The 17,398-nt window shown below is 68.0% G+C and carries 15 protein-coding genes; 5 read left to right on the forward strand and 10 right to left on the reverse strand.

Going from position 1 to position 17,398, the window contains the following annotated elements:
- Positions 1 to 34: 34 nt before the first annotated feature.
- Positions 35 to 1,357, reverse strand: coding sequence for a family 1 glycosylhydrolase (locus T333_RS29185; RefSeq protein WP_357255065.1), 1,323 nt, complete (start codon positions 1,355 to 1,357; stop codon positions 35 to 37).
- 394 nt (positions 1,358 to 1,751) lie between these two features.
- On the opposite strand from T333_RS29185, the gene T333_RS29190 reads away from it, so the two are divergent.
- Positions 1,752 to 2,279 (forward strand): L,D-transpeptidase, encoded by a 528-nt coding sequence (locus T333_RS29190; RefSeq protein WP_355001194.1) that lies wholly within the window; start codon positions 1,752 to 1,754, stop codon positions 2,277 to 2,279.
- A 136-nt stretch (positions 2,280 to 2,415) separates the two neighbouring features.
- Here T333_RS29190 and T333_RS29195 read toward each other — a convergent pair whose 3' ends face one another.
- The 3 genes from T333_RS29195 to T333_RS29205 form a co-directional block, all read right to left on the reverse strand.
- Positions 2,416 to 2,751: a DUF3140 domain-containing protein gene (locus tag T333_RS29195; RefSeq protein ID WP_355001195.1), complete on the reverse strand. Its 336-nt coding sequence runs from the start codon at positions 2,749 to 2,751 to the stop codon at positions 2,416 to 2,418.
- 19 nt (positions 2,752 to 2,770) lie between these two features.
- The gene (locus T333_RS29200) at positions 2,771 to 2,989 is read right to left on the reverse strand and encodes a hypervirulence associated TUDOR domain-containing protein (protein ID WP_355001196.1); all 219 of its coding nucleotides are present in this window, start codon (positions 2,987 to 2,989) and stop codon (positions 2,771 to 2,773) included.
- A gap of 71 nt (positions 2,990 to 3,060) precedes the next feature.
- Positions 3,061 to 3,729 (reverse strand): fasciclin domain-containing protein, encoded by a 669-nt coding sequence (locus tag T333_RS29205; RefSeq protein WP_355001197.1) that lies wholly within the window; start codon positions 3,727 to 3,729, stop codon positions 3,061 to 3,063.
- 159 nt (positions 3,730 to 3,888) lie between these two features.
- On the opposite strand from T333_RS29205, the gene T333_RS29210 reads away from it, so the two are divergent.
- Positions 3,889 to 4,860 carry a MerR family transcriptional regulator gene (locus tag T333_RS29210; RefSeq protein ID WP_496426496.1) on the forward strand — a complete coding sequence of 324 codons (972 nt, stop codon included), beginning with the start codon at positions 3,889 to 3,891 and terminating at the stop codon, positions 4,858 to 4,860.
- A 3-nt stretch (positions 4,861 to 4,863) separates the two neighbouring features.
- On the opposite strand, the gene T333_RS29215 is transcribed toward T333_RS29210, so the two are convergent.
- The 3 genes from T333_RS29215 to T333_RS29225 form a co-directional block, all read right to left on the reverse strand.
- Positions 4,864 to 6,318 carry an SDR family oxidoreductase gene (locus tag T333_RS29215; protein WP_496426497.1) on the reverse strand — a complete coding sequence of 485 codons (1,455 nt, stop codon included), beginning with the start codon at positions 6,316 to 6,318 and terminating at the stop codon, positions 4,864 to 4,866.
- A gap of 271 nt (positions 6,319 to 6,589) precedes the next feature.
- Positions 6,590 to 7,717: a metallophosphoesterase gene (locus T333_RS29220; protein WP_496426498.1), complete on the reverse strand. Its 1,128-nt coding sequence runs from the start codon at positions 7,715 to 7,717 to the stop codon at positions 6,590 to 6,592.
- Positions 7,718 to 8,146: 429 nt separating this feature from the next.
- Positions 8,147 to 9,406 carry an MFS transporter gene (locus T333_RS29225; protein ID WP_496426499.1) on the reverse strand — a complete coding sequence of 420 codons (1,260 nt, stop codon included), beginning with the start codon at positions 9,404 to 9,406 and terminating at the stop codon, positions 8,147 to 8,149.
- Between the two features lie 127 nt (positions 9,407 to 9,533).
- Here T333_RS29225 and T333_RS29230 point away from each other — a divergent pair, with 127 nt between their 5' ends.
- Both T333_RS29230 and T333_RS29235 read left to right on the forward strand, forming a co-directional pair.
- The gene (locus tag T333_RS29230; RefSeq protein ID WP_357255077.1) at positions 9,534 to 10,202 is read left to right on the forward strand and encodes an ArsR/SmtB family transcription factor; all 669 of its coding nucleotides are present in this window, start codon (positions 9,534 to 9,536) and stop codon (positions 10,200 to 10,202) included.
- Positions 10,203 to 10,306: 104 nt separating this feature from the next.
- The gene (locus T333_RS29235; protein ID WP_496426500.1) at positions 10,307 to 11,338 is read left to right on the forward strand and encodes an endonuclease/exonuclease/phosphatase family protein; all 1,032 of its coding nucleotides are present in this window, start codon (positions 10,307 to 10,309) and stop codon (positions 11,336 to 11,338) included.
- A gap of 13 nt (positions 11,339 to 11,351) precedes the next feature.
- On the opposite strand, the gene T333_RS29240 is transcribed toward T333_RS29235, so the two are convergent.
- The gene (locus T333_RS29240) at positions 11,352 to 11,987 is read right to left on the reverse strand and encodes a hypothetical protein (protein WP_496426501.1); all 636 of its coding nucleotides are present in this window, start codon (positions 11,985 to 11,987) and stop codon (positions 11,352 to 11,354) included.
- Positions 11,988 to 12,098: 111 nt separating this feature from the next.
- Between T333_RS29240 and T333_RS29245 the strand changes: the two genes are divergently transcribed.
- A complete protein-coding gene (locus tag T333_RS29245) occupies positions 12,099 to 15,299 on the forward strand; it encodes an ATP-binding protein (protein WP_496426502.1) in 3,201 nt (1,066 codons plus the stop codon).
- A gap of 103 nt (positions 15,300 to 15,402) precedes the next feature.
- Here T333_RS29245 and T333_RS29250 read toward each other — a convergent pair whose 3' ends face one another.
- Positions 15,403 to 16,722 (reverse strand): cytochrome P450, encoded by a 1,320-nt coding sequence (locus T333_RS29250; protein ID WP_496426503.1) that lies wholly within the window; start codon positions 16,720 to 16,722, stop codon positions 15,403 to 15,405.
- A 101-nt stretch (positions 16,723 to 16,823) separates the two neighbouring features.
- Positions 16,824 to 17,195, reverse strand: a complete 372-nt coding sequence (locus T333_RS29255; protein ID WP_496426645.1) for a hypothetical protein — start codon at positions 17,193 to 17,195, stop codon at positions 16,824 to 16,826.
- Positions 17,196 to 17,398 lie beyond the last annotated feature (203 nt).

Here is a 17,398-nt window from a genome sequence, read left to right on the forward strand (position 1 = left end):
GGTGCGATCACGTGTTCGTGTGCGCACGGGCGGTCTAGTCGGTTAGGCCGACCGTTTGATCGCAGCTTTCCGGCGGGTCCACCAGTTCGCATTCGGCCGGGGGACGAGTCGGCCGGTAGCCGGTCGGGACGCCGCCGGATCGGATGATCGTGCGGTAGGTGTCGACGGCGTCGGTCGGTCGGCGGGTGAGCGTGGGATCGGTGCGGACGTCGACGGTGTAGAGGCCGAAACGGGGTGTGTAGGAACCCCATTCGTAGTTGTCGGTGAGGCTCCAGTAGTTGTAGCCGATCAGGTCGATGCCGTCGGCCTTGGCGCGCTGCAGCCAGTAGACGGTGTCGCGGAGGTGTTCGGAGCGGGTGTAACCGTCGGCGCGCGGGCCACCGTTCTCGGTGGGCATGCCGTTCTCCACGACGTACAGCGGACGGTCCGGGAACAGGCGCGAATAGTGCCGCAGCGCGTAGTAGATGCCCTCGGTGCGAATCGGCAATTCCCAGATGGCCGGACCCTGGTTCGAACCACCCTGCACCGACTGGCCGGACTCCGGCAGCACGGCGAAATAGTAGTCGACGCCGATGAAGTCGAGCTTGTCCGCGATGCGGTCGACCATCGGCTGGTTGACCTCGGTCTCGGCGCCCGCCACGTAGCCGAGGTTGCTTGTGACCTGTGCGTCGGGCACGGCGTGGTGGATGATGTCGTAGATCGTGTTGTGGGCCTGGGCCATTCGGTCCAGCATCACGGGCGCCTCATCGACGGTGATGGCGCCGATCCGCAGCTCGGTGCCGACATACGCGGCGGGCTCGTTGAAGGTGACCCACAGCGGGTTGCGAGAGGCATAGCGGTCCACCACCTTTCGCATAGTGGTCAGCCAGTCGTCGACGATGCCCGGATTGCGCCAGCCGCCGCGATCACTCACCCAGCCCGGATACACCCAGTGGTCGAGAGTCAGCATCGGCCGCATCCCGGCCGCGACGATACGGTCGATCACCTCGTCGTAGAACCGAAAGGCCGCCGCGTCCCAGATTCCCGGTTCCGGCTGGAGGCGGGCCCACTCGATCCCGATCCGGTACACCTGGACACCGAGCCGAGCGGCCAGATCTATGTCGGCGGGATGGCGCTCGAGGAAGTCGACCGAATTCAGGTACTCGTCCCCGGCCTCGCCCGAGTCGATGTAGCGGGTCCAGTTGCTGTCGGGCGCGTGCCCCTCGGACTGGAAGCCGGATGACGCGACTCCCCAGAGGAACTCGTCGCCGAACGGCGCGACGGTCGCGTGCGCCGAGGGGGCCGTCCCCGGCGCGAGCGCCACGGTCGCGATCATGGCGAGGGTGACGAGGGCGTATCCGCACTTCCGTGTTCGCATGGAGCTCCTGTCTCCGTCCGGAACCACTCGGTTGTGCACGCACCGCACAAGCTCGACCGCAACCGAGCCCGTGCCGCTGATCCGTCACTGTAGCTGTCGGATAGCTAGCCCGTCAGCGTAGCTGTCGGATTGCTGTATTTCGGCGCGCCACGCCGTATCGCCCGGCGGACAGGCCAATCACAAAATTCTGAAAATGGCAATCACGCGACGCTATCGAGATCGACTCGGTTGCCTACCGGTCGTGCCCGATTTGCCACGTTGGGGTCCAAAGCCACTTCAGAATGATCAAAAACACTTTCAGGTCAGCTCGGACTCTCGTGTCGCCCATGCGCGTCCCCTCGCCCCGCGAGCGGCACGTCCAACTACCCGGGTGAGGGAAAGGCAGGTCTGATTCATGAAGTGCCAGAGTCGATTCCGCCCGGTGGCGCGGATCGCGTTGCTGATCGGCGCGGCGGTCACCGGCCTCGCCGTCGCGGCCCCGGCGATGGGTGAACCGTTGTGGCCCGGTGGACCGGACATCCCGGGCGTGCCCCCGCTGGTCCTGCCGCCGCTGGTGCCGCCCGCACCGGTGGTGGCGCCGTGTACCGCCGAGGCGGCGCGCGGGTGTATGCGCCTGTCCACGAACGAGGCGTGGCTGATGGACAACGGGCGGGTTACCTACGGCCCCACGCCGATTTCGCACGGCAGGGCGGGCTTCCGCACCCGGGTGGGTGTCTTCGACGTCGACTTCAAGCGGGAGGATCACTGGAGCACCATGCACCACGTCTGGATGAAGTACGCGGTCTTCTTCGACGGTGACATCGCCACGCACATCGGGCCGATCGAAGAGGAGTCGCACGGGTGCATCCGCATGACACCCGACGGTGCGCGCGAATTCTTCGACTACCTCTCGCCCGGCGACATCATCGAAGTCGTGCCGTAACGACGCTTTCCTGGAAGCGCTGCGGGGCAACAACTTTCCGGCTTTCTGCGGACGCGTTCAACCTCGACCTCTGTTGACCGCGAACCGGCCACTGCGGCAACCGGATTCGACCCCGGTTGCATGGTGGCAGGATCGGTCATCGCTTCGTGGGGTCGTGCCCCCAGTTCATCAACGAGTAGCGCCACTTGCTGTCCTGCGCGTCGCCGGAGGGGCGTTGCGCGAGATGGCGGTGCGCATAACCGACGACCTTGCGCATGTGCGCGTAGTCGTCGTCGGTCAGATCCGCCTTCTTCTTGTTCAAGATCTCGATGATCCTTCGGCCGCTGGCGTGTCCGGTGGACTCACCGCCGCCCTCGGATTTTTGCCCCACCGACTTCGACTCGTCGGTGTCGAGCCATCGGCCGAGTTCTTTCGCCGTCATGTTGACGGTCGCATCGAACTCCTCGCGAGCCTTGTCGTCGTCTCTCGTCATAACGAATCGACTCTTTCGTTCAGTCGTCGCGGGGACGTAGGGCGTCGGGTTTGTGTACCGCGTCGCGGTCGGACTTCTCGCTGCGCACCCGGTACTGCGGATCCTGTGCGGACGCCCGGACCGTGCGTCCTGCTGCCTCGGTGTCGGAGGTGATCTTCTCCTCCACCGTGCCCTTGGCGACGCTGCCGTGGCTATCCCATTCGACCTTCTCGCCTTTACGGAACCTGCGCTTGGTCATCGGTTCGCCTCTCGCTCGATCGCGTGTGCCCGGCGCGCCTGGTGGGTTCTTTCTGCGCGGTGCTTGGTGGGTCAGCTCGTCGGTGGCATCAGTACCGCATCGATCAGGTACACCGTCGCGTTCGCGGTCTGGACCCCGCCGCAGAGCACCTCGGCGTCGGCGACCTGGATGTCGTCGCCGGATCGTGTCACGGTGACCTCGGAGCCCTGCACCGTCTTATGGGTTCCCGCGACCTGGTCCGCGGCGAGCCGACCGGGCACCGCATGGTAGGTCAGCACGGTCGTGAGCGCCTGAGCATCGGTCTTCAACGATTCTATCGTCGCCGGATCCACCGCGGCGAACGCGTCGTCGACGGGGGCGAAGAGCGTGAAATCGCCGGAATTGAGGGTATCGACGAGGTTGACCTGCGGGTTCAGCTGCCCGGAGACGGCGGCGGTCAATGTAGTCAGCAATGGACTGTTCGACGCCGCGACGGCAGCCGGTTCTTGTGCCATGCTCGCGACGGAACCGGGTCCCGTCGGGACTTGCTCGGCGTACGCCGCACAACCCGGCCCGACCAGTCCGGCGGCCGGATCGCCGCTCGGCGTCGTTGTGCCCGGTGCTGTCGCCGCCGTTTGCGTCGGTGCGGTGGTCTGCTCTGCGGTCGACGCGGAGTCCGTGTCGTCATTCGTACAGGCCGCGGCGGACGCGACCGAGAAAGTCAGCAGGATCGTCGCCAGTACGGCTTTCGTGTTGTTCATGTCCTTCACCACTTGTGTCGGGGCGGCTGGTCGCCGCGAGTGCCGTCGATTCGTTCCCCTCGCGTCTTTCGCTTTCGTTCAGGCCAACGATACCACTAAACGATGCACTAACGATGCATACTGGAGGAGACGATTCCTGCCAGTGAGAAGAGTGGGTTCGTGACTCCCAACGGTGCGACACCTGGATCCGACCCGGCGGCAGCGCGCCCGACCGGTCGCCGCCCGCGGTCCCGAGCCCGAATACAGGACGGACGGCGCGAGCTCGGGCCCGCGGACCCCGCTTCCGAGGTGCTCGGTTACTCGGTGCGCGCGGTAGCCGATCGCCTGGGCATCCCGACCGCGACGCTGCGCAGCTGGAATCGCCGCTACGACATCGGCCCCAGCCGTCACGAGCCCGGAAAACACCGCCGCTACGGCGAATCCGATATCGCGGCACTGCAACGGATGCTCGCGCTGATCCGCGCGGGTGTGAGCCCGGCCGGCGCGGCGGCCGTGGTGACCGAGCGGCGGCGGACCACGGCCGTCCGCGGGGATTGGGAGCCGCTGTCGACCGCCGCGTTCGCGCTCGATGCCGAAGCCTTGTCGGCGCTGCTCAACGCGCATCTACTCGCCTACGGTGTTGTCGACACCTGGAACATGCTGTGCCGCCCCGTCTTCGCGGCGATCGTCGCACGGCAGCTCGCGGGCGAGGCGTGCATCGACGTCGAGCACCTGCTGTCGTGGTCGACCACCGCGGCCCTGCACAGCTATGTCCCGCCCACCACGCCAACGAAGGCGCACGCCGCGGTACTCGCGTGTACAGGCGGTGAGACGCATGTACTCCCGCTGGAGACCTTGCGCGCAGCGCTTGCCGAGCGCGGCGTGCGCGCCTGGATGCTCGGCGCCGATGTGCCCACCGCCGCTCTCGCCGATGCCCTCGCGCGCACCGATTCCTGCCCCGACGTGGTGCTCTGGTCGCAGCACGAATCCACGGCGCTCACATCGGCGGTGCGGGCATGCGCGGCGGCAGGCGCCCGAGTGTTCGTCGGCGGACCGGGCTGGGACTCGGTCGTCCTTGCGGCTCGGGCCACTCCGGTGACCACGCTGGCCGACGCGGTCGATCGGATAGCCGGTCCTCGCGACCGACCATAGGCGTTACGCCGCTTCGGCTTTCGCCGTGATGTTGCGAGCCATACCGCCGAACACGACGGCATGGAAGGGCGCTATCGAGTGCCAGTACGCATGCCCGGCCAGTCCCCGTGGTTCGAACACCGCGCACTGCCGGTAGCGCGCGCCGCCTTCGGCTGTCGGCGTGACGGACAGTTCGAGCCATGCCTGTCCGGGAAGAAGCATCTCGGCCCGCAGTCGAAGCAGCCGAGGGCGTTCCAGTGTTTCGACGCGCCACCAATCCAGAGCCTCACCCTGGTGGAGTTTGTGTGGATCCCGGCGCCCGCGACGGAGACCGGCACCGCCCGCGATTCGATCCAGCCATCCGCGAAGCGCCCACGCCAGGGGAAACGAGTACCACCCGTGTTCCCCGCCGACCGACTCGATCACCGACCACAGGACCTCGGGATCCGCGGAAGTCGATAGTTCGCGGACGTCGCGGTACAGGGAGCCGCCCGACCAATCGGGGTCCGTCGGCAGTGGATCCGACGGCGTCCGCGGGGGACTGGCATCCGACCACCGGGTCGGGACGTCGAGGTCTCGAATTCTGGTGAGTGCCAACGAGATCGCCTCGCGGAACGGTATCGGCCCCGCTGGCGGGTCCGGGATGAGGTGCGCTATCGAGTGGTCGGCGCAGGCGACGTCGTTGATCAGCGATTCCATCAGGGGAACGGCGATCGCGCGCGGTACCGGTGTCACCAAGTTGACCCACTGGCTGGACAACCAGGGCGTCAGCAGTGGTACCGGGATGACGATCCGGCGAGGCAGCTGCGCGACCTCGGCGTACGTTCGCATCATTTCTTCGTAGGTGACGATGTCCGGGCCTCCGATGTCGAAGGCGCCGGTCCGGTCCGGCGTCAGGTCCGCACCCCGCACCAGGTAGTAGAGGACGTCGCGGACAGCGATCGGTTGAACCTTGCTCCGCACCCACCGCGGCGTGACCATGACGGGTAGCCGCTCGGTGAGGTAGCGAAGGATCTCGAAGCTCGCCGAGCCGGACCCGATGACTACACCGGCCCGCAGAACCAGCGTGGGGACGGGAGAGGCCAGGAAGATCCTGCCGACTTCGGCGCGTGATGCGAGGTGGCGCGAAAGGGTTTGCCCCGTGGGGGTGATGCCGCCGAGGTAGATGATGCGACCGACCCGCGCCGCCGCGGCGGCGGCCGCGACCCGAGTGGCGGCCGCGCGGTCGATCTCGCCGAAATCCGCTCGGTCGAGCGAGTGGACCAGATAGTAGAGCACCTGCTGATCGGCGACGCAGCGGCGAACGTCCTCGTCATCGAGGACATCGCCGCGCAGGATCTCGACCCGATCGCGCCACGGTGCGTCGGCGAGCTTCCCGGGGTTGCGCGCGACTACCCGGACGGTATGACCGGCGCGAAGAAGCTCGGGAACCAGACGGCCGCCGATATATCCGGTCGCCCCGAATATCACGCATCGCATGTCCGCACCTCGCGTCTCCGGGAGTGCACCGCTCGTGCGTCGAGTACCCCGTTGCCCGCACACAACACGCCGGTGTGCTGCATCGAAATTGCATCGTTAATCGTACGCCAGCGGTCCACCACACCGGAAGGCCAGTGGCGAGACGGGTGCGTTTCTGGCTGCCACCGATGCCGGGTCGTAGGAACAGCCGGGGCACATCAGCGGGGGAGGCGGAAGCCGAGCAACGACTGCGTGGACGAACACGCTGCCCGCACGCCGCGGCCGCGTTCCGCTACTGCGGACGCAGGACCAGCACGGTGATCTCGCTCGGTGCGAAGACCCGCAGTTGCGGCCCCCAGAAGCCGGTTCCCCGGCTGGTGTAGAGCTGGGTGTCGCCGTGGCGGCTCAGTCCCGCGACAACGGGCTGCTCGAGCCGGACGAGATAGTGGAAGGGCCAGATCTGGCCGCCGTGGGTGTGGCCGGAGATCTGGAGTGCGACACCCGCGGCCACGGCGTCGATGATCTGCCTGGGTTGGTGGGCGAGCAGCACGACCGGCGTGTCGGGGTCGGCACCGGCGAGCGCGGTCGGCAGGTCCGGGCCGTGACCGGTCAAGCCCACGCCCGTCGGGTCATCGATACCGGCGATCACCAGCTGATCGTCGCCGCGGCGCACCGTCACGTGCTGATTGCGCAGCGGTTGCCAGCCGAGCGAACTCATGTGGTCGATCCAGCCTGGCGCGTCGCCGAAGTACTCGTGGTTGCCGGTGATGTAGAACCGGCCGAGCTCGGCCTCGACCTTGCCGAGCGGATCGACCTGCGCGTGCCGCTTCGCCACCGAGCCGTCCGCGAGATCACCCGCGTGGCAAGCGATATCGGGACGTTGCGCGTTGACCACCTCGACAACGCGCTCCGACCAGCGCAATCGGTCGAGCGCGGCGAAGTGGGTGTCGGTGACGACCACTAGGCGCAGGCCGTCCAGCGCCGGACCGAGTCCGGGGATGGATACCTCCACGGTGCGAACCCGCGGCACCCGCCGTGCTTCGACCACGCCCCACACCACGAGCGCGGCGGAGGCGGCGAACACGCCCGCGGCGACGATCCGGGAACGGGCCGGATCGTCGACACCGGCCACGGCGAGCCCGAGGCGTGCGAGGTTGCCGAAGACCGACCAGCTGAACACCACCCACATCACGCCGAGCAGCGTGTCGCCGACGATCGAGGCGGCATCCGACTGCCCGTGTCCGTGGCCGAGATACATCGCCGCGGGCAGGCAGCAGAACGTCAGGGCGGCCAGCGCCGAGCCGAGCCAGAACAGCGAGCCGGTTCCCTGGGTCGGCGCCGCCACCAACGTCCACCACGGCAGCGAGATCAGCAGGGCCGGAACAGCCAGGAACAGGACCAGGCGGGGTACATACTTCAAGAGGGTTCGTCCTCGCGCGCGAATGAAGCGCGCGGTCCCTCACCCGGCGCCATGAACGCTTCCGACGATAGCAGCGGTCATCACCCGCCGAGGCGCTCGACGGCGAGGGGGAGATCTTTGTCACCGCGACCAGTTTCGTTCGCCCTGGCGCGATCCCACAGATCGCGACAAACGGGTTGCCGGACTTGATCTTTCGAATGGCTCGAATCAGGTCTCAGCGACGGGAGCGGCGCGTTGACTCAGCGGGGATGATCCGATCCCAGGTCTTGCCGTGCGCGTTCCGCGATCTCGTCGACGCTGGTGTCGTCGAGGAACTTGTCGATCGCCGCGATGCCCGCGGCGGCGACTCGGCGCCACTCGGCTGCTCGTCCATGAGCCCAAGCTACGTCGCGCGAGGTCGTCGAAGGGACAGGCGCGCCACCCGAATGGCTATCTCGATGCCGACCGGCTGAACCCGGTGAACGCCGCGATCGGCACGACCGCCAGCGCGAGCACGCCACCGGCGAGAGCCAGGGCCGGATAGCTGGTCGCCGCGACCATCAGCCCGGACCCCATGCCGCCGGTCGCTCCAGCGACGGCGATCGAGACATCCACCGCGCCTTGGGTTTTGGCGCGGGTGGCCAGCGGCACCGTGTCGGTGATGATGGCCGTGCCCGCCACGAGCCCGAGATTCCAGCCCAACCCCAGCAGCGTCAGCGCGAGCGCGAGCAACACCATGGAGTCGCCGGGTGCGGCGGCCGCGAGGAGTCCCGCGGCGAGCAGTGTCACCCCCGACGCGGCGGCGACAGGTAGGCGACCGTAGCGGTCGACGAGCCAGCCGGACAGCGGCGAGGGCAGGTACATGGCGCCGACGTGGATGGCGATCACCAGCCCGGCGGCGGCGGTGCTGTGGCCGTGGGCGTGCATGTGGACCGGAGTCATGGTCATGATCGCCACCATGACCAGCTGCGTCAGCGCCATGACCAAGCCGCCCGCGGCGATGCCCTTGCCGGAATCGTCGACAGGCGCCGTCTGTGTGGTCGCCGCATCCGTCGTGCCCAGTTCCCGTGCCAGCAGTAGCGGGTCCGGCCGCAGCGACACCGCGAGCACGAGCGCGGCCAAGGCGTAGGCCGCCGCGGCGAGCAGGAACGGCCCGGCCAGGTAGGGGATGCCCAAGCTCTGGGCCAATCCGCCGGTCGGGGCGGCGAGATTCGGGCCGATGACACCGCCGAGAGTGGTCGCGACCAGCACGGTGGACACGGCGCGACCCCGGTGCGAAGCGGTGGCCAGATCGGCTCCGGCGTACCGGGCTTGCAGGTTGGTTGCGGTGCCCGCGCCGTAGACGAACAGCGCGATGAACAGCAGCGCCAGGTTGTTCAGCACGGCGGCGGCGATGACGCCGAGGCTGCCGATCGCGCCGGTGAGGTACCCGGCGGCCAGACCGGGACGGCGCCCGCGGGCCTGGGAAAGACGTCCGACGGCGACGGCGGCGAGCGCGGAACCTGCGGTGAACAGGGCGCTGGGCAGTCCGGCCAGGCTGGTGGAGTCGAGCATGTCCTGGGCCAGCAACGCGCCGACGGTGATTCCGGCGGCCAGTCCCGCGCCGCTGAGGATCTGCGCGGAGACCAGGACGATCAGGATGCGGCGCTGCGCTCGTGCGGTGTCGGGGAGCGGGGTGTCGGAGGTGAGGCTGGTGGTGCCGGTGGCCACGAGAAGGTCTTCCTGGTGAGCCGCTGTCGAGCGGGCGGGCAAGCGGTGGCGAATACAATCGCCATGTTCGATGTTGTTCCAAGGAACTGTGGAATAAGCTATTCCAAAGAGTATTGGAGAAGCAAGCGTGAGCGAGTCGTCCGGTCCCAAGGCCGCTCTGTTCGACCAGGTCGCCCGCGTCGGCAAGGCGCTGGGCAACGGTCGCAGACTGCAGATCCTCGATCTGCTCGCCCAGGGCGAGCGCACGGTCGAGGCGATCGCCACCGCGACCGGCATGAACCTGACCACCGCCTCGGCGAACCTGCAAACGCTCAAATCCAGCGGTCTGGTCGAGGCGCGACGCGACGGAACCCGCCAGCACTACCGGCTTGCCGGAACCGACGTCGCTCGCTTGTTCGCGCTAGTGCAGAGCGTCGCCGAAGCGCACCTCGCCGACGTCGCCCTCGCGGCCGCCGCCGCGCTCGGCTCTCCCGAAGACGCGATCACCCGCGACGAACTCATCCGCCGCCGCGACGCCGGGGAGATCATCCTCGTCGACGTCCGCCCCCACGAGGAATACGACGCCGGGCACATCCCGGGCGCCATCAACATTCCGCTCGCCGAACTCGCCGCCCGACTCGCCGAGCTGCCCGCCGACCGGGACATCGTCGCCTACTGCCGCGGTGCGTACTGCGTCATGGCGCCCGACGCGATCCGCATCGCGCAGCAGTCCGGTCGGGAGGTCAAACGCCTCGACGAGGGAATGCTGGAATGGGCGTTGGCCGGACTACCGGTCGAGAAGGCCTCGATCGAGTAGTCGACTACGCAGGGCAAGGCCCTGCGTGGGCGGCATGATCGGATGAGTCAACGCACCATTCGGCCGCGCGGTAACTCGACCGATCGATTTCGAGGGAGTGCGCGATGAACCTGAATCGTTTCAGCGTCGCCACGTTCAACATGTTCAACCTCCAGGACCCCGGACAACCGATGAATCCGGGTCAACGTCCCTGGACGGAAGTGGAATTCACGCGGAAGGCGGATTGGATCGCGGGTCAGCTCACCACGCTGGACGTCGACATCGTGGGTCTACAGGAGGTGTGGAGCAAGACCGCGTTGGAGAAGGTGGTCGCCGCCGGGGGATTGGAGGCGACCTACGATGTGCTCGCCGATCCCGCGGACGGCTCCCGGATCATCTGCGCGGCGCTGGTCCGCAAAGGCCTTCTGCACGGCGATCCGCAGTGGATCGCGGACTTCTCCGAGGCGGTCCGCCTGGAATCCACCGACGATCGAAACGACCCGCAAGCACCGCAGATCCGGGTCACCATCGACCGGTTCTCCCGACCGGTACTGCACTTCAGCGTCGAACTGCGGGACGGTCAGCCGACCGAGGTGTTCGTCGTCCACCTCAAATCCAAGCTGCCGACCAGTTTGGCGGGCGAGCAGTGGTTCCAGGATGATCCGGACACCTTCAAGCCGCATCAGCTGGCGCTGGGTGCGGGGCTGTCGACAATTCGCCGCACCGCCGAGGCGGTGGCGCTGCGCGTCCTGCTCACCACCGCGATGAAGGGCACCGCGACGCCGGTCGTCGTGCTCGGCGACATCAACGACGGCCAGCACAGCAACACCGCCAACATCCTGACCGAGCAGCCCCGCTACCTGGTCGGGGACTCGCTGGGCGGCGTGGACAACGGCCTCTACACCGCCCAGACGTTGCAGGAGTACCGCGATACCCGCGACGTCTACTACACCCACGTGCACCAAGACATTCGCGAATCGCTCGATCATGTGCTCGTCAGCGAACAGTTCTACGACAACAGCCGCAAACGCGTGTGGCTGTTCGACGGGCTCACCATCAACAACGACCATTTGAATTTCGAGAACCACCGCGAGAGCGGCACCGGTGACCACGGACTCGTGAAAGTCGGGTTCGCGTTCAAACCCGCCCGCCCGTGACAATGGGCTTCCGCTAGCGATCCGAGTCCTCCGCCCACCGCCGCAATCCGCCCGGCCACCGCAACATCAGCACACCGATCGCGGCGACGACGATGCCGCGCGGCGCCTCGTAGAGGAATCCGGTGAGGCCTTGGGTGGGCGGAACCGGCAGGAAGAAGCCGAGCCCGGCGACCAGGGTGAGTATCGCGATCCAGCGGGGCACCGTGCTGTTGCGCAACATGCTCCCGCCCATCAGGCCCAGCCCGGCGAGCAGGACGACAGCGCCGATGATGTTGAACAATTCGAACGCCGTGGTGTCGATCATGTTGTCGTTGCCCGCGATCAGGTGCGCGGTGCCGGAATCAGCCGCGAACGGGTAGGCGACGAACAACTCGACGGTGAGGTGACCGGCCGCGGTGACGACGTTGGCGAGCAGGTAGCAGATCAGGCCGACGAATCCGGCCGTGCCGAGTCTCGGTCGCATCCACGCGTACATCCCGGGCAGGCCGAGGATCAGCAGAACGGTTCCGATGCCGAGCAGGATCTGCGCGAGCGGCGCGCCGGGGCTGGTGAGCGCCTCGACCGAATGGCTCTTGCCCGCCACGATCGGATGCAGTGTGCCGCCCGCGATGCACAGGGGGCCCGCGAAGGCCAGTGCGGCGCCGCACATCCGCAGTACAGTCTCGCGAGAGGGGCCGATGGCCCGAGTTTCGCCGGTGGTGTGGGTTGGTAGGAGTGCTTGCGTGTGTGTCATGGGCCAAGGGTCGACCAGGGCGCTGGTGTGACGCTGGTGCGCGGCGGGTCCGAGGACGACCGCCCGGCCATCTCGGTGCTCGGGCCGCTGGAAGTGCGCGGCCCGGACGGCGCCCGCCTCACCATCCCGGCACGCAAACACGCCGAGCTCTTGGTGATTCTCGCGGCCGAACGCACCGCCCGGAGCGCGCCGTACCTGTGCGAATTGCTGTGGCGGGGCAGCCCGCCGGAGAGCGCACTGGTCACGCTGCAGGGCTACGTCTCACGGTTGCGCCGGACGTTGCGGCCACTTCCGGAATTCCGGATCGAGACCAGTCCGAACGGCTACGTGCTGCGGTGCGGTGGATCCGGCACCGACCTCGACCTGCTCGACGTGCTGTCCAGGGAAGCACGCGCGGCGCACGCCGACGGTGACGTCGGACGAACCGTCGATCTGCTCGAACGCGCCTTGCGCCTGTGGCGCGGTGAGGCGCTCTGCGATGTCGACGATGTCGCCGAACTCGCTCCGGAACGGGCGCGTCTGGTCGAGCTGCGATCGGAACTCGTCGAGATGTGCGCCGAGGGTTTGATCGTGCTCGGACGCGCCCGGCACGCGGTCACCCTGCTCACCGACGAATGCGAGCGGCATCCACAGCGGGAAGGAACGGCACGGCTGCTGGCGCTGGCGCTGCGCGACTGCGGACGGGTCTCCGACGCCCTCGACGTTCTCGTTCGACTGCGCCGCTCGCTGCGGGAGGATCTCGGGCTCGATCCCGCGCCCGACACCGTCCGGGTCGAGAACGAGATCCGCACTCCGGCCAAGCCCGCGGCGGCCCCGGCGGAACGGTCGGTCCTCGTGGGACGTGCGGACGTCGCCGCTGTCTTGAATCGTGCGTGGAACCGGTCCCGGCAGGGACTGACCGTCGTGACGGTGCGCGGCGCACCCGGCATCGGCAAGACGGCCGTCGTCGAGGACGCCATACGGCGCCACGGCGAGGTGGCCTTCTTCACCGCGGGGATCAGCGGGACGGGCGCCTCGGCGTTGGCGACGCTGATGCCGTGGCTGGATCAGGCCGCGCTGGCCGGACGCGCCGTGCCCGATGTCCCCACACCGCGCGCGCTCGCCGCGCTGTTCGCCGAGGTGGCGCGGGAGACCGGACATCTGGTCGCGGTCATCGACGACGTGCAGTGGGCCGATCCCGATTCGGTTCGGATGATCGCGGCGGCCATGCGGGTGCTGCGCGCCCACCCCGTGCTGCTGCTTCTGACGGTTCGCCCCGAGCCGCTCCCGGCGGAGGTGAACTCGCTCCAGTCCGCGGGCACTCACGTCGTGGTGGACCTGCCTCCGCTGTCCGCCGCGGCCGTGGACGAGTTGGTTCGCAACGATCTCGGTTCGGTCGGTCCGGAGGTGCGCGATCAGATCATCGACTCGAGCGCCGGTAGTCCGTTCGTCGCGGCGCAACTGTGCGATCTCGTTCGCGCGGGCCGCCCGTTGGACGTCAGCGGCTCGGCCCCTGAGATCACGACGGCGAAGCTGTCCGCAGTCTCGCCCCCGGCGCGAGCGCTAGCCGAGGTGCTGGCCGTGATCGGTACGCGCGCGTCGATCGGACTGGTCGCGGCCGCCGACGGCGAGCCACGGTTCGACGATCGGATCGGTGAGCTCGTCGCCGCACGGGTCGTCTCGCTCGAGGACGGCACTATCGCCTTCGAACACGACCTCGTGCGCGATGCCGTGCTCGCCACCATCGGTGAAGTGCGGACGGCGCTGCTGCACAAGCGAATCGCGGACGCGCTGGCCGATCTGCGACCCGGTGCGCTCACGGCGCAGGCACGGCATCGCAGTGCCGCCGCCCTCGATTCGCTGGATCCTGCTGCCGCGCACGCTTGTTCGGTCGCGGCGCGAGACGCGCTGCGGCGGGACGCGCTCACCGAGTGCGCCGAACTCGCCGCGCGCGGGCTCCGGCACGCCGACCCCGGTGACGCGGAGCTGCTGATCGAGCTGGATCAGCTTGCGGGGCAGGCGCATCACCGTCTCGGCCACTACGACGCGGCCGCCGTGTCTTTCGACCGGGCCGGTCGGCGCTGCGCCGAACGCCGAGATTGGTCCGGCCTGGCGCGGACCGCATTGCTCGCCGCACCGCGTGGTGTAGCCGGATACTTCTCCGGATACGGTGTGGTGCACGCTGGTTCGTCGGCGCTGCGGGCGCAGGCACTGGCGCATCGTCTCGATCTCGACGCCGAGCTGGTCGCCGCGGCGGAGGCGATCGAGGCCGCGGACCGCGCGATCCACGGTCTGCCAGGAGATTTCGACGCGCTGGCCGAGGCACGGGCGCGCAGCGCGGCAGGAAGCCGATCGTGGCCGCAGGTACTGCTGGCCGAGTTCCTGTGCACGTGGGGGCCGGCAACCGTCGCCGACCGACGCAAGATCGCCGAGGAACTGGAGGAACTCGCGGGCCACGACCGCACGGCGCGGGCGACGGCGGTCCACCTGCGCCGCGTGTGTGCCCTCGAGACGGGCGATATGCGGCTGGTCCGTCGGCTGTCTGCCGAATTCGCCCGGCTCGCTTCCGCCGACGACATCGACCTCGCGGCCACCCAGCTGTGGTGGCAAGTGATGCTCGCCGTGCTGCGTGGCGACTACCGGGAGTCGCAGGCGCTCATGACTCGCTTCGCCGACGCTCTCGGCGCGGTCGACGATCACGCTCGGCTGCTCGCCGAAGTCTCTGCGCTGACCAGCAATTCGATCGAGCTGTGGCATCGCGGACGGCTCGGCGAGGTACTCGCCGAAGTGGACCGGATGGCTCAGGACTTCGACGAGGACTTCGCGCTCGTGGTCGCGATGGCATCGGCGGAGGTCGATGATCACGAGCGCGCGCTGTCGACGATCGAGTCGATCATCGCCCTGCCCGGGCGGCTGCACGGCCCGCGCCTGGTGGTACGGGTGCCGCTGCTGATCGAAGCGCTGCTCACGGTCGGTCAGCGCGCGCCGGAGCAGCGCGACCGGGTGGTCGAGCTCACCGCCGAACTCGAACCGTTCACCCAGGGGTGGGGCGAGACATTGATCGTGCAATGGCCGGGGCTGGTGTGTCTCGGGCCGTCCGGGCTCTACCGCGGTACCGCCCGCGGCATCCTCGGACTTCCCGGCGCGCGCGAGGAGGTGATCGCCGCGCGGCACCGGGCGCGCCTGCTCGGCGCGCGGCCCTATGAGTCGCGCGCCGAGGACCGCCTGACGCGGTGGCCGTTCGCCTGAGCCGTCGCGGCCGGACTTCTGCGGGCCTGGTCGCGACTTCGCCGCCTGAGATTGTGCGAGGTGCGGCGGTCGTTCGCCAGCGCGTCTTCGCCCCGAGCGACATTCACCGTTCTGATCCCGCAACCGGAGCGGACCGAGAGCTGAACTGCCCAGAGCCGGGTTCCGAGTTCACCGCCTGAATCTCCGGCAGCGGTGGCGATTCCGGGAAGGTGACGGGCAGGGCGGTCAAGGCTCGGTGGAACGGGCCTGGGCGCCAGGTCAGTTCATCGGGCGGTACCGCAAGTCGTAGTTCGGGCAGGGCGTCGAGAAGTTGATCGATGGCCTCCTGGGCGATCAGGTATGCCATCGAACTAGCCGGGCAGACGTGCGGCCCGGCACCCCACGCCAGGTGAGATCGATTGCCCGCGTACTGATCCGCTTTGATCTCCGGGTCGTTGTTGCAGCCCGCTATGCTGATGACGACAGGTTGATGCGCGGGCAACCACACGCCGTCGATCAGAATCGGCTGGCGCGGAAAGCTGATGCAGAAGTTCGCCATCGGCGGATCGTCGAACAGCACCTCGTCGAGTGCGTCCCGGGTGGACAGACTCCCGCCGAGTACGCTCCCGCCGAACCGTTCCTCGGTGAGGATCAACAGCAGGGTGTTGATGACCAAGTTCTGTTGGGGCTCGATGCCCGCTCCGTACAGCGTGCCCAATTGATGCACCATTTCGGTGTCACTCAACCCCGCCGGATGTTGCAGCATCCGCGTCGTGACGTCATCGCCGGGCTCGGCGCGCTTCAGCTGGGTCAGTTCCAGCAGTGCGCCGATGAGCATCTGGTTGCCCTGTTCCGCGTCGGCGCCCTCGAACACGGCGGCCATCCCTTTTGCGGCGCGGGCCGCGATCTCGGCCGGTGAGCCGAGCAGGGCATTGAGCACCCCGAAGGCGAGCGGAAACGCGTACTGGCGCACAAGATCCGCGGAGCCCTCGGTACAGAAGGAATTGATGAGCGGCACCGCGAGCGCCGCGACCGTGGCATGCAAACCGTACTGATCGACCTGATCCAGACCCGCGGTATTCGTCTTCCGATACCTCGCATGGTCGGCGCCCGCGTTGCGCAAAGCGTTCGGCCGCCACTGCATCATCGGCAGCACTGGACAGTCCGCTGGAATGTTCTGCTGCCATGCTCGCGGGTCGGCCGGAAAATGGTCCGGGTCATTGAAGATCCGGACCGCGGTGTAGTAGCCGATCACCAGGGTCGCGGGGATACCCGGCGCCAAGTCCACCGGCACCAAAGACCCGTAGCGGTCGCGCATCTCGCGATAGACCCGGTGCGGGTCCGCCGCGAACTCCGGCGAATACAGCGGCACCCGCGGGCCGTCGGTATCGATGGGCGAATCGCGCGCGGACCTGCCGTGCGTTGCGGACGAGGACATCGTCATCGGAGATACTCCAGGTGATCTGACAACAAGCTCCGTGAGCCTAGACAGTCGGCGGGCGTTGCGCACCGAAACGATGCACAACCACATCACTTCGGCCACATTCACGGCATCCGCCTTGCTCGCCGGTCAGTGGATTGCGTCGCTGTCCGGGGTGGGCGAGGGGCGGTGGTGTCGCCTGCTCGCGACGATGGCCAGGGCGGCCAGTCCATCCGAGCGGGTTCGCGGCGCACCAGCGTCAGCGTGCCCACCACCGCCAGTGCCGCGAACACTCCGCGCTCTGTTTCCATGATCGTGAAGGCGGCAGTCAGGTACTGGTAGGCGCGCTCGGAGCCAACACCCTTGAAGATCGGCAGCAGCAGATCGTTGATGCGCGCCGCGAGTTCGGCATCCGCGCCGGGCCGCGGGCTCGAAGTGCCCCATAAGCCCTGCCTTCCGACGTTTCCCAGCTGGTCACCGAGATGTGTCGGGCGCACGTGAAAACGCCCAGCCGAATTGTGGCAGGCGGGAGCTCGCGGGGCAGTCGTAAGTGACTGGCTGTCAAGGAGCATCGCTTGTGCTCGATGCGCGAACTAAAGGAGTGCTTTTCGATGAACAAGCCCGCGATTTCACCACACGGTGCAATAGCACCGCGCGGAGGAACCGGCGTATGGGATCGTCCTAACCGGGACTGCTCACA

Source organism: Nocardia sp. CNS-044 (assembly GCF_059570515.1).

What these genes read in the sequence shown, in the direction of transcription:
- T333_RS29185 (WP_357255065.1), bottom strand. Translation starts at nt 1,357, where the DNA reads ATGCGAACACGGAAGTGCGGATACGCCCTCGTCACCCTCGCCATGATC.
- T333_RS29190 (WP_355001194.1), top strand. Translation starts at nt 1,752, where the DNA reads ATGAAGTGCCAGAGTCGATTCCGCCCGGTGGCGCGGATCGCGTTGCTG.
- T333_RS29195 (WP_355001195.1), bottom strand. Translation starts at nt 2,751, where the DNA reads ATGACGAGAGACGACGACAAGGCTCGCGAGGAGTTCGATGCGACCGTC.
- T333_RS29200 (WP_355001196.1), bottom strand. Translation starts at nt 2,989, where the DNA reads ATGACCAAGCGCAGGTTCCGTAAAGGCGAGAAGGTCGAATGGGATAGC.
- T333_RS29205 (WP_355001197.1), bottom strand. Translation starts at nt 3,729, where the DNA reads ATGAACAACACGAAAGCCGTACTGGCGACGATCCTGCTGACTTTCTCG.
- T333_RS29215 (WP_496426497.1), bottom strand. Translation starts at nt 6,318, where the DNA reads ATGCGATGCGTGATATTCGGGGCGACCGGATATATCGGCGGCCGTCTG.
- T333_RS29235 (WP_496426500.1), top strand. Translation starts at nt 10,307, where the DNA reads ATGAACCTGAATCGTTTCAGCGTCGCCACGTTCAACATGTTCAACCTC.
- T333_RS29240 (WP_496426501.1), bottom strand. Translation starts at nt 11,987, where the DNA reads ATGTGCGGCGCCGCACTGGCCTTCGCGGGCCCCCTGTGCATCGCGGGC.
- T333_RS29250 (WP_496426503.1), bottom strand. Translation starts at nt 16,722, where the DNA reads ATGACGATGTCCTCGTCCGCAACGCACGGCAGGTCCGCGCGCGATTCG.